Origin of the sequence: Frigoribacterium sp. CFBP 13729 (assembly GCF_014841875.1) — a bacterium.
Taxonomy (GTDB): Bacteria; Actinomycetota; Actinomycetes; order Actinomycetales; family Microbacteriaceae; genus Frigoribacterium.
Window position 1 is genome coordinate 265691 of record NZ_JACYUR010000001.1, and the last position, 11042, is coordinate 276732.

The window sequence follows — 11042 nt, forward strand, 5'->3', positions numbered from 1 at the left end:
TCCCGGGGCGGGCAGGTGGATCGCCCGCTCCGGGCCCGCCCCTGGACGACTCGACGTGACGAACGTAGTTCCCCGCGTGACTTCCACAGGGGATCCCCCATCCGGCGGTCAGGACTTCTTCACAGAGAACGGGAGGGCCGGCCTGGAGCTGGGAACTGTCCTACGCGGTCGCCTGAGGGTCGGTTGCCGGGAACGGTTCGCGGTGAGCCTCTGTCTCAGTTGCATGACTCTTCTGGGTCTCCTCTACCGCCGCAGGTGCCGTTGGCCTAGACATGCCTGATGTGAGAGGAGGGCTCATGCGGAGCAAGAAGCAGATCAGGAGCAGGCGGACGGTGGCCGTCGTGTGCGCCGTCGTCATGGCGCTGATCCTGTTCGTTCCGTGGCCCATCCAGAGCACGTCCTCATCGTCGGCCTGCGCGTTCGACCCCACCTCACCAGATCGATGCAACGACTCGATGGTCGTCGAGGTCTCGTTCCTGAGCATCTTCCAGCTGCTGGTCCAGAGCCTCTAGACGATGATGCGTCACCGCGAAGGATTCCCGACTCGAGGCCTTCTCGGCTCACCGTGAGCGGCCCGCTCTTCTCGTCGCTCCCTGGCGGCGCGGTCAAGGAATCAGACAGTCCGCACACCGAGCAGACCAGTCGTCCATCCCCTATCGGACGATGACGCGCCAAGCGCCCTTCTCGGTGCTCGCCACCGAGGAGAAGCTGACTTTCGTCACGCCCTCGCGGGACGACTCCGGGATGTCCAGCTCGACCACGCCTTCGGCGCAGCTCGCACGGGCGGACGTCGTCTCGACCGCACCCGCACCCGTAGCCGACGTCAGACCGAACAGCCCCTCGACAGATCCGTCGCCGAAACACTCGAGTTCCACTCGCCTGATCGTCACGGGCTCCTCGAAGGTCGCCGAGATCTCGTCGCCGTCTGCTTCCTCGCCCCGCTCGACGAGCGATGCCAAGACGGCCAGCACGTCGCCGTCGTCCTGCACCGATGAAGGCGCCTGGTCGAGCCACAGAGCGATGTCGCGGGCCTGCTCACCGGGATCGTCCTCCGAGCACCCGGCGAGGCTGACAGCGCAGAGGGTCACGACGAACAGGCAGAGCGATCGAAGGCGCACGATCGAAGGATGGCATGAAGCGCACTTCGTCGGGACGCCCCACTGCGAGGGCCCGGCGAGCGTTCCCCATCTGGGACGGCCTCTGAAGTGATGACCGATCCATCTCATGACAGGATCTGCACCGTGACCCTCGCGCTCGTGTGCCTCACCGCTGGCCTCATCGGTCTTTGTGCCGGCGTGTTCCTCATTCGGAACCGTGAGGTCGTCAGTGCGAAATTCAGCGTCGCGGCCGGCGTGGTGATCATCGTCGGATCGCTGGTACCGCTGTTGATCGGTGCCGTGGTGCTGCTGGTGACGGTGGCGCCGGGCATCTCCCTCTCGTAGCCGGCCATCGACACTCTCGAAAGGACCCCTGTGGCGTTCTCCCTGACCTTGATCATCATCGGCGCCCTCGGCGTAGTCGGGGGCATCTGGCTGGCGATGGACAAGCGCGCAGCGAGCGTCGTCGGTGGCGTCATCATCGCGCTGCTGTCCCTCGTGCCGGTCCTCGTCGGGGTGGTCTTCCTCACCTGGGACACCACCGGCTGACGACTCATCCGCAGGGCGCACCCCTCTCGGGCGCCAGACGGACGCGTCCATGGTCGCCGTCGCCGAGGATGGGCAGATGGACGAGTACGCCCCGCCCCGCCTCGGCCGGCAGCTGCTTCTGCTCGCCGGCTTGTTCTTGGTCATCGGGCTCATCGTCGCGGGTGTCGTGGCGGCGCCGATCATCGCGGTGAACACGAAGCTGAACGAGCCGGGCGAGTTCGGCGTCTGCAACCCCTTCTCCACGCGCTGCCACGACGTACCGCTCGAGACCATCAGCACCGTGACAGGGGTGGACTTCCCCGAGGGGGCGAAGGTCATCACCTCGGAAGCCGTGGAGCATTCGATGCTGGGCATGGGCATCGAGTACGTCGAGGGCGCCGTCGAGGTGCCCGACGGCTGGGCCATGGAGCAGCTGCCGGAGAGCCCCGGGAACTCCTCGATGGTGGAGCAGGAGCTCCTGGACCTCGGGGCCGACTCGATCGTCGTTTCCGCGGAGAGGACGGGCTACCTGCAGTACGGCCAGGGACAGGTCGACGACCAGAACGTCGTTGCGGTCTGGAGGCGCACCGACCGGTGAAAGAACCCGGCTCGCCCGACGCCCCGCACTACCCCGAACGCCCTGCGAGCTGCGGCCCCGAATGGGATCCCCTATCGGGCATCGTGGCTGACTAGGTCCAGTCGTCGGGCAGGCTTGTCCCAAGCCGCTTGTCGGAGTTCCGCGAAGACGAGGTGCGTTTCTGCTGTTCCTGTTCCTCGAACTTCGCGTCCCGAGCTGCTTGTTCTGCCCGATTCAGACGAGCGTCCTTGATGCCTCTGAAGATGAAGCCAACGAGGAGGACGACGAAAACGCCTAGCCAGAGCATCCAGGAGACAAAGGTGGGCACGTCGAAGATGGCTCGGTAGAGGAATGCCCCCTGCACGCCCATCGCAGCCATGGTCAAAGCCGCAGTACGAACCCCGCGCTCAGTTGTTCCCGGAAGAGGGTCGTACTTGTTCATGGCCACCTCCAAGGATCAGACCACTTTGTGCCCAGCTCCCTGGACGATCCCCTATCGGGCCCCGCCCTGCGGCCTCGACCACGCTGTCGAAGTTCGCTAACTTCAGACATCACTACTTCTCGGAGGCGCTGTGCTCTCGATCGTCATCGTCCCAGTGGCTCTCATCATCGTGCTGGCCCTGCTCGGGATGGCCATCCTCGGGACTGCCAGAACGAGCCTTATCCAGAAGCGCCAGGATGCTGAGGCGAGAGAGCGTCGGCAGGCCCGTGCAGATCGAGGGAGGACAGGTGACGCGACCGCGAACACCGCTAGGACCTTGGGCTCTCCAGGCAACGAGGCGGTCCGCTAGCCGATCCCTTGTCGGGCACCGCTCAAGACGACGGCGCTGCTGACGCTGAGACTTCGTAGATGGTCTCTAGCCCGTCTTCCTCATCCCATTGCTCGCCAGTCTCCACGAACCCGTAGCTAGTGACGAGTGCTCGTGAAGCCACGTTGTCGGGACTGACCGTGGCGCGGACCATGCTCACGTCCGGGTGGCGTTGCGCGACAGCGAGCAACGTCTCCAAGGATCTCCTCGCATAGCCCCGACGGCGCTGCGCAGGATCCACGCGATACCCGATCTCCACCATGCCCGCCTCGTCCGGGGCACCGTGAAAGCCGGCCAGACCCACCGGCGTCGTGACCTGCGGGTCGATCATCAGGCGCGTGATCCACGGCAGATCTGTGGGGGTCCTGCGGATCTGCTCGCTCCTCATGCGCCACAGAGCGACGCACTCGGGCCCTGCGACACAGGGCGACACGTGGCGAAGAGGGAGCGAGGCTGACTCGCCTGCTGCCAACGCGCGGAGGATGCTCTCCGGCACGATGTCGAGATGGAGTCGCGACCGGCGGGGCTCGGGGTGACCCCAGGGGGAGCTTGTGATCGTCATCGGCGGGAAGCCTGGCACAGTCGCTCGCGCACCGCCCTCTGACAGACAGTCCTAAGAGGTGAACTCGATCTCAGGAACGGCCCCGTCGTCCAGCAAGAAGTAGCCGAGGAACACCACGGGTTCAGCGGCGGTGTCGAACTTCGAGACCACGACCCCAGCGGGCTCGTAGAAGACGTCACCAGCTCTCAAGACGATCTCCGTGCCCGTGCCGATCTGGAAAGTGACGGAGCCGCTCTCGATCGTTCCGAAAACCGGCCCGTTGTGCGTGTGGGCACCGCCGGTCGTGGCGGGCGCGATCGAAATTCGGCGCACCTCCACGTGGGAGACGCTGGTCACGGCGGCGAGCTTCTGATCCATCAGAGTCGTTCGAGCAACAGGTGAGTCAGTCATCGCCGCAGCCTGTCACGTCCTGTTGAACCATCCCCTATCGGACGGTTCGTTGTTCAGGAGAGCGGGCTGAGAACGACGTCGCCTGTACCCGAATCGATGTACAAGACCGGTGGGCCGCCTCGATTCAGATGCTCTGAGTCGACGGCCGGGGCTCAGGGGCCAGCTGGTGGATCGACCACGAGCTCCCGCTAGGGCTGCGGCACGGGGATGCCGCGCGGCAGCCGGATCGCGACGATCGCGCTGACCGCGAGCAGCGCCGCGGCCGTGCCGAAGGCCACCTCGAACGAGGCGACGTCGACGAGCAGCCCCGCGACGAGGGGGCCGGCGATCGCCCCGACGTCCGAGCACATCGAGAAGATCGCCACCGGGCGACCGCCCCGCGCCCCCGCCGCGTCGCCGACGAGGGCGGCCGGGGCCGTGCCCATGAACGCCGTCGCGACGCCGTAGACGGCCAGCAGCGCGCCGAGGGTCACGAGTCCGGGGGCGAACGGGACGGCAGCGAGCGAGACAGCGGCCACCGCGAACGAGCCGATCACGGCGGGTCGCCGACCCACGGTGTCGACGAAGCGGGACGCCGGCGCGAGCGCGAGCGTCTGCGCCACGGCGGCGACGGCGAAGAGGACACCCGTCCACGAGGTGGGCTGGAGCAGCACCTCGACGACCAGCACCGGCACCAGCGCGCTGCGGACGCCGAGGGACGACCAGCCCTGGGCGAAGCTCGCCACGCACGCCGCCCGGAACCGCACGTCGCGGAGCACGTCGGCGAGAGGACGCGCGGGCTCCGCGGCCGCGGCGGCGGCCGCCGCGTCGCCTCGGCGCGGGGGGCTGAGCAGCAGGATGCCGACGACGCCCGCGACCGCGAGCGTGCCCGCGTAGAAGAAGAAGGGCGCGGTGAGCGAGACGGTCGCGAGGAGGCCGCCGAGCGCCGGCCCGGCCATGCCGCCGACGAGGAACCCGCCCTGGTAGAAGCCGATCGACCGGGCGCGCCGGTCGGGCGTCGTCGACGCGAGCAGCAGCGTCATCGCGGAGATCGTGAACATCGCCGAGCCGATGCCGCCCACCCCGCGGAGCAGCAGCAGCTGGACGTAGTCGTGCGCGAGGCCCGCGAGGCCGCTCGACACGGCCACGATGCCGATGCCGACCGACAGGACCACGCGCTCGCCCGCGACGTCGATCATCCGGCCGACGAAGGGGCTCGCGACGAGGCGCATCAGGGCGAAGGCCGAGAGCACCGCGCCGACGGCGACGTAGCCGACGCCGAAGCTCGCCGCGTAGACGGGCAGCACGGGCACGACGACCCCGAAGCCGACCATGACGAAGAAGGCGATGACGCCCAGGACGACGACGTCCCGTCCGAGCCGTGCACGAGGAGGGCGGGGCGAGTCGCGGCGGGTCGGGGCAGGGCGGGTCACCGACCAAGACTAGGCGTCGCGTGTGACGCCGTGTTGCAGGCCCGTGGCGCCCGCGACGGTGCGCGACGACGATGGCCCGATGACTCGACGCATCCGGTTCAACGCCTTCGACATGAACTGCGTGGGGCACCAGTCCCCCGGTCTCTGGCGGCACCCCGACGACCGCTCGCCCGACTACACGAAGCTGAGCTACTGGACCTCCCTGGCGCGCCTCCTCGAGGCCGGTCGCTTCGACGGCCTCTTCATCGCGGACGTGCTCGGCACCTACGACGTCTACGGCGGCAACCACGACGCGGCGCTCCGCAACGGCACCCAGACGCCGGTCGGCGACCCGATCCTGCTCGTCTCGGCCATGGCGGCCGCGACCGAGCACCTCGGCTTCGGCATCACGGCCGGCACCGCCTACGAGCACCCCGTTCCGTTCGCGCGGCGCATGTCGACGCTCGACCACCTCACCGACGGTCGCGTGGGCTGGAACGTCGTCACCGGCTACCTGCCCAGCGCCGCTCGCAACATGGGCGCCGACGACCAGCTCGACCACGACGACCGCTACGACCAGGCCGACGAGTACCTCGAGGTGCTGTACAAGCTGTGGGAGGGCTCGTGGGAGGACGACGCCGTCGTCCGCGACCGCGAGACCGGCGTCTTCACCGACCCGACGAAGGTGCACGAGATCGGGCACGAGGGCACCTGGTACAAGGTGCCGGGCATCCACGTCTCCGAGCCGAGCCCGCAGAGGACGCCGGTGATCTACCAGGCGGGCGCCTCGCCGCGCGGCATCCGCTTCGCCGCCGGCAACGCCGAGTCGATCTTCGTCGCCGCCCCCACGAAGGAGCGCCTGGCCGCGACCGTCACGAAGCTCCGCGACGCCCTCGAGGAGGCGGGCCGCGACCGGTACTCGGCCCGCATCTACACGCTGCTCACGATCATCACCGACGCGACGCCCGAGGCCGCGGAGGCGAAGCACCGGGAGTACCAGCGCTACGCGTCGCACGAGGGCGCGCTGACCCTGATGTCGGGCTGGATGGGCGTCGACCTGTCGACGTACGCGCTCGACGACCCGGTGGGCGACGTGGAGAGCAACGCGATCCAGTCGGCGCTGGCCAACTTCCAGGCGCAGGAGGGCGACAGCGGCAAGGAGTGGACGATCCGCGACATCGCGGAGGCGGCCGGCATCGGGGGGCTCGGTCCGCGCATCGTCGGGTCGGGCGAGCAGATCGCCGACCAGCTGCAGGAGTGGGTCGCCGAGACGGACGTCGACGGGTTCAACCTCGCCTACGCCATCACCCCCGGCACCTTCGAGGACATCGTCGAGCATGTCGTCCCGGTGCTCCAGGCTCGCGGCGTCTACCCGACCGAGTACGAGCCGGGCACCCTCCGCCAGAAGCTCTTCGGCCGCGGCGACCGGCTGCCGGACGAGCACCACGGAGCCCGGCACAAGGCGTCCGCGAGGGTTCCCTCGGCCTGACGGGGAGTCCGCAGGAGGCGCGGTGCAGGCAGGTCCTGCACCGCGCCTCCCGCGTTCTGCTCGCGATCGTTACACTCCTCCGCTCCCTGCACGTCGACCCACCGCCTGACCGGGGATTCCGTGCCCGCGCGCAGGTAACGACCGGCGTGCCCGAGCGACCCGGGCGACGCTCGTCGCCTGGACAAGACCCGACGTGTCCTCGTTATGGTGGACGCCGAACGCCCGGTCCAGGCCGGGCGTTCGTGCGGACGGGTCGACGAGCAAGTGACGAGGAACGGGGATCAGATGGCGTGGGACTACGTGACGGGGCGGTGGGACCAGATCTGGTTCGCCTCGTGGCAGCACTTCTCGTTGGTGGTCCAGTGCCTCGTGCTCGCGGTGGTGATCGCCGTCGTCCTGGCCGCGCTCGTGTACCGGGTGCCCGCCCTCACCGCGGTGGCGAACGGCGTCTCGGCCATCGGCCTGACCCTCCCCTCCTTCGCCGTCGTCGGCCTCCTGATCGTGCCGCTCGGCTTCGGGGTCGTGCCCGCCGTGGTCGTCGTCACCTTCTTCGCGACCCTGCCCGTGCTGCGGAACGCCGTGGTGGGCCTGACCCAGGTCGACCCGGCTCTGGTCGAGTCCGCGCGGGGCATCGGGATGGGGAGCCTCCGCACCCTCGTGCAGGTCCAGCTGCCGCTGGCCTGGCCGGTCATCCTCACCGGCGTGCGCGTCAGCGCGCAGATGGTGATGGGCATCGCCGCCGTCGCCGCCTACTCGCTGGGGCCCGGCCTCGGCGGCTTCATCTTCTCGGGCCTGTCCCGAGCCGGCGGCGCGAACGCGCTCGCCTCCGTGGTCACCGGGGTGGTCGGCGTCGTCGTCCTCGCCCTCGTGCTCGACCTCCTGCTCGTCGGCCTCGGCCGCCTGACCATCTCGAGAGGCATCCGTGTCCAGAACTGACTCCCCCACCGCCTCCTCGTCCGCGACGGAGGTGTCGGGCCGCAGCATCCTGCTCGACCAGGTCACGAAGCGCTACCCGGGACAGGCCGCCCCGGCCGTCGACGGCATCACCCTCGAGATCCCGGCGGGCAAGATCGTCATGCTCGTCGGCCCCTCCGGCTGCGGCAAGACCACGACCCTCAAGATGATCAACCGCCTGATCGAGCCCACCGAGGGCCGGGTCGTGCTCGGCGACGACGACGTCACCGACATCGACGGCGACGAGCTGCGCCGCCGCATCGGCTACGTGATCCAGGCCGGCGGGTTGTTCCCGCACATGACGGTGGCGGCCAACATCGCGATAGTCCCCAAGATGCTCGGCTGGTCCAAGGACCGCATCACGGCCCGCGTCGACGAGCTGCTCGAGCTCGTCTCGCTCGACCCGGTGACCTACCGCGACCGGTTCCCCCGGGAGCTGTCGGGCGGCCAGCAGCAGCGCGTCGGCGTGGCTCGGGCCCTCGCCGCCGACCCGCCCGTGCTGCTCATGGACGAGCCGTTCGGCGCCGTCGACCCGATCACGCGCCAGCGTCTGCAGGACGAGCTGATCAACATCCAGCACGAGCTGCAGAAGACGATCGTCATCGTCACGCACGACTTCGACGAGGCCGTCAAGCTCGGCGACTGGATCGTGGTGTTCTCCGAGGGCGCGCACATCGTGCAGTACGACACCCCGGAGCGCATCCTCGCCGAGCCGGCGAACGAGTTCGTCGAGAACTTCATCGGCTCGGGCGCGGGGCTCAAGCAGCTGACGCTCACCCGGGTGCGCGACGTCGACCTGGCGGAGGCGGTGGTCGCCAAGGCCGGCGAGTCCGGCCGCGAGGTGGCCGCCCGCGTCGAGGCCGCGGGGCACGAGCACGCCGTCGTCGTCGACGACCGCGGCCGCCCCGCCCGCTGGCCGTCGCTGCGGCAGCTCTCGCGCCTCGACGTCGTGCCCGACGGGACGGATCCCCAGCTGCCCGTGATCGGCAGCGGGGCCACCCTCAACGACGCCCTCGACACGATGCTCGTCTCGAGCGCCGGCGCCGCGCTGGTCACCGGTCGACGTGACGCCTTCGTGGGCGTCATCACGGTCGAGGTCGTCATGGAGGCCATCACCCGGGCGCGCAAGGCCGCGGCCGTGGCGCTCGAGGGCGCCCCGGTCGGCACGAACACGGGCCCCCTGCCCGTCGTCGGGCAGCCGCAGGACGCGCCGCTCGCCGCCGAGGGCGACACCATCGCCAGCGACCCCGCCGAGGACGACCGCGTCGCCGACGGCGCGGGCTCGGCCGGGGACCGACCGTGACCGCCGTCGCCGACGTTCCCGCCGCCTCCTCGTCCGCCGGCCGTCCCCGGCGTGCCCGGCCGTCGTGGCTCGGCCTCGTCGTCCAGCCGGCCGCCGTCGCCGTGGTGTTCGCCGCGTTCTGCGTCTGGCTCGCGACCGCCGACCTCACGACCGCCGAGCGCACCACCCTGAACCCGTCGGCCCTGGTCACCTACACGGGCGAGCACCTGGCGCTCACCTTCGCGTCGGCGGCGATCGTCCTCGTGCTCGCCGTGCCCCTGGGTGTCCTGCTCACCCGCCGTCCGTTCCGGCGCGCGGCCGGGCCGGTGCTGGTGCTCGCCAACTTCGGGCAGGCGGCCCCTGCCGTCGGCCTGATCGTGCTGCTGGCCCTGTGGCTCGGCTTCTCGTTCTGGACCGCCGTCATCGCCCTCGTGCTCTACGCGGCGCTGCCCGTGCTGCGCAACACCATGGTCGGCCTGCAGAGCGTCGACGCGCGCCTCGTCGAGGCCGGTCGGGGCATGGGGATGTCCGCCGCCTCGGTCCTGTTCCGCGTGGAGCTGCCGCTCGCCGTGCCCGTCATGCTCTCCGGCATCCGCACCGCCCTCGTGCTGCTCGTGGGCTCGGCGGCCCTGGCGACGTTCATCGGCGCCGGCGGTCTCGGGCTGCTCATCACGACCGGCGTCAACCTGTTCCTGCCGAAGGTGCTCGTCTCGGGCGCCCTGCTCGTCGCCCTCCTCGCGCTGCTCATCGACTGGCTCGGCCGCGTGGTCGAGCACGTCGCCCGACCGAAGGGCCTCCGATGACCCCCACCGACGACCGACGTCCCCGCCTGCGGGCACTGCGCCGCGCCTCCCTGCTGAGCGTCGTCGCCGCCTCGTCCGCGGCCCTCCTGACGGGCTGCGGGCTCCAGCCTGCGACCGCCTTCGTGCCCGCCGTGGCGCCCGGCTCGATCGAGGCGATCGACGACCTCCCCGACGACGCCGCGATCACGGTCACGGCCAAGAACTTCACGGAGCAGCTGATCCTCGGCAAGATCGCCGTGCTCGCCGCCCAGGCCGCGGGCTTCGAGGTCACCGACATGACCAACGTCCCGGGCAGCGTCGCCGTCCGCCAGCTCATGCTCGACGGCGGCGCCGACATGACCTACGAGTACACGGGCACCGCCTGGCTCACGTACCTCGGAGAGGCGTCGGGCATCCCGGACAAGCAGGAGCAGTACGAGGCCGTGCGCGACGCCGACGAGGCCAACGGCCTCGTCTGGCTCGAGCCCGCACCGCTCAACAACACCTACGCGATGGCGGTCCGGTCGGAGGCGGTCGCCGAGCTGGGCGACGTCGCCACGCTGTCGCAGATCGCGGCCCTCCCCGTCGACCAGCGGACGTTCTGCGTCGAGGCGGAGTTCAACTCGCGGGCGGACGGCTTCGCCCCCATGCTCGAGCGCTACGGCCTCGAGCTCGGCGCGGCGGACGGGGTGCCGACGAGCAACGTGAGCATCCTCGACACGGGCACCGTCTACGAGGCCACCGACCGCGGCCGGTGCAACTTCGGCGAGGTCTTCACGACCGACGGGCGCATCGACTCCCTCGACCTGACCGTGCTGGAGGACGACCAGGGGTTCTTCCCCGCCTACAACGTCGCCCCGGTGCTGACCGACGACGTGCTGGCGACCTACCCTCAGCTCGCCGCGGTCTACGAGCAGATCTCGCCGGCGCTCACGGACGACGAGCTCCGCACCCTGAACCGCCGCGTCGACGTGGAGGGCGAGGAGCCCGCCGACGTCGCCTTCGACTGGATGGTCGAGGAGGGCTTCGTGACACGCCCGTGAGACATCGCCCGCGGGGTGATTAACACGGGCTAGACGCAGGGTGAACGGCAGGTGGCGACACCTGCCGTTCGTCGTCCCCCGTCTGCGGGGCGAGGGGGTGCGTCACCCGGTCTGCACGACAGCTGTCGTCGTATTACC

General features: G+C 69.9%; 14 protein-coding genes. 9 read left to right on the top strand and 5 right to left on the bottom strand.

Going from position 1 to position 11042, the window contains the following annotated elements; all coding sequences use genetic code 11:
- Nucleotides 1-296: 296 nt before the first annotated feature.
- The gene (locus tag IFT77_RS01165; RefSeq protein ID WP_192041626.1) at nt 297-512 is read left to right on the top strand and encodes a hypothetical protein; all 216 of its coding nucleotides are present in this window, start codon (nt 297-299) and stop codon (nt 510-512) included.
- 141 nt (nt 513-653) lie between these two features.
- On the opposite strand, the gene IFT77_RS01170 is transcribed toward IFT77_RS01165, so the two are convergent.
- On the bottom strand, nt 654-1118 hold the full coding sequence (locus tag IFT77_RS01170) for a hypothetical protein (protein WP_192169032.1): 465 nt from the start codon (nt 1116-1118) through the stop codon (nt 654-656).
- A gap of 123 nt (nt 1119-1241) precedes the next feature.
- Between IFT77_RS01170 and IFT77_RS01175 the strand changes: the two genes are divergently transcribed.
- Genes IFT77_RS01175 through IFT77_RS01185 form a run of 3 tightly spaced genes read left to right on the top strand, consistent with a single transcriptional unit; the run spans nt 1242 to nt 2223 of the window.
- Nucleotides 1242-1442 carry a hypothetical protein gene (locus IFT77_RS01175; protein WP_192041628.1) on the top strand — a complete coding sequence of 67 codons (201 nt, stop codon included), beginning with the start codon at nt 1242-1244 and terminating at the stop codon, nt 1440-1442.
- Between the two features lie 30 nt (nt 1443-1472).
- Nucleotides 1473-1646 (top strand): hypothetical protein, encoded by a 174-nt coding sequence (locus tag IFT77_RS01180; protein WP_192169033.1) that lies wholly within the window; start codon nt 1473-1475, stop codon nt 1644-1646.
- Between the two features lie 49 nt (nt 1647-1695).
- Nucleotides 1696-2223, top strand: coding sequence for a hypothetical protein (locus tag IFT77_RS01185; RefSeq protein WP_192169034.1), 528 nt, complete (start codon nt 1696-1698; stop codon nt 2221-2223).
- A gap of 91 nt (nt 2224-2314) precedes the next feature.
- On the opposite strand, the gene IFT77_RS01190 is transcribed toward IFT77_RS01185, so the two are convergent.
- The 4 genes from IFT77_RS01190 to IFT77_RS01205 all read right to left on the bottom strand — a co-directional run bounded on the left by IFT77_RS01190 (nt 2315) and on the right by IFT77_RS01205 (nt 5375).
- Complete coding sequence (locus IFT77_RS01190; RefSeq protein ID WP_192169035.1) at nt 2315-2644, bottom strand: hypothetical protein; 330 nt, start codon at nt 2642-2644, stop codon at nt 2315-2317.
- Nucleotides 2645-3015: 371 nt separating this feature from the next.
- A complete protein-coding gene (locus IFT77_RS16630; RefSeq protein ID WP_192169036.1) occupies nt 3016-3573 on the bottom strand; it encodes a GNAT family N-acetyltransferase in 558 nt (185 codons plus the stop codon).
- Between the two features lie 51 nt (nt 3574-3624).
- Nucleotides 3625-3963 carry a cupin domain-containing protein gene (locus tag IFT77_RS01200; protein WP_192169037.1) on the bottom strand — a complete coding sequence of 113 codons (339 nt, stop codon included), beginning with the start codon at nt 3961-3963 and terminating at the stop codon, nt 3625-3627.
- A gap of 188 nt (nt 3964-4151) precedes the next feature.
- A complete protein-coding gene (locus IFT77_RS01205) occupies nt 4152-5375 on the bottom strand; it encodes an MFS transporter (RefSeq protein WP_371740864.1) in 1224 nt (407 codons plus the stop codon).
- 79 nt (nt 5376-5454) lie between these two features.
- Between IFT77_RS01205 and IFT77_RS01210 the strand changes: the two genes are divergently transcribed.
- The 5 genes from IFT77_RS01210 to IFT77_RS01230 all read left to right on the top strand — a co-directional run bounded on the left by IFT77_RS01210 (nt 5455) and on the right by IFT77_RS01230 (nt 10904).
- Nucleotides 5455-6843: an LLM class flavin-dependent oxidoreductase gene (locus IFT77_RS01210; RefSeq protein ID WP_192169038.1), complete on the top strand. Its 1389-nt coding sequence runs from the start codon at nt 5455-5457 to the stop codon at nt 6841-6843.
- A gap of 285 nt (nt 6844-7128) precedes the next feature.
- Complete coding sequence (locus IFT77_RS01215) at nt 7129-7779, top strand: ABC transporter permease (protein ID WP_123545732.1); 651 nt, start codon at nt 7129-7131, stop codon at nt 7777-7779.
- Complete coding sequence (locus tag IFT77_RS01220) at nt 7766-9100, top strand: ATP-binding cassette domain-containing protein (protein ID WP_371740865.1); 1335 nt, start codon at nt 7766-7768, stop codon at nt 9098-9100. Before IFT77_RS01215 ends, IFT77_RS01220 begins: the two co-directional genes overlap by 14 nt.
- Nucleotides 9097-9882, top strand: a complete 786-nt coding sequence (locus IFT77_RS01225) for an ABC transporter permease subunit (RefSeq protein WP_192041636.1) — start codon at nt 9097-9099, stop codon at nt 9880-9882. The genes IFT77_RS01220 and IFT77_RS01225 overlap by 4 nt, the downstream gene beginning before the upstream one ends.
- Nucleotides 9879-10904 (top strand): glycine betaine ABC transporter substrate-binding protein, encoded by a 1026-nt coding sequence (locus IFT77_RS01230; RefSeq protein WP_192041637.1) that lies wholly within the window; start codon nt 9879-9881, stop codon nt 10902-10904. Before IFT77_RS01225 ends, IFT77_RS01230 begins: the two co-directional genes overlap by 4 nt.
- Nucleotides 10905-11042 lie beyond the last annotated feature (138 nt).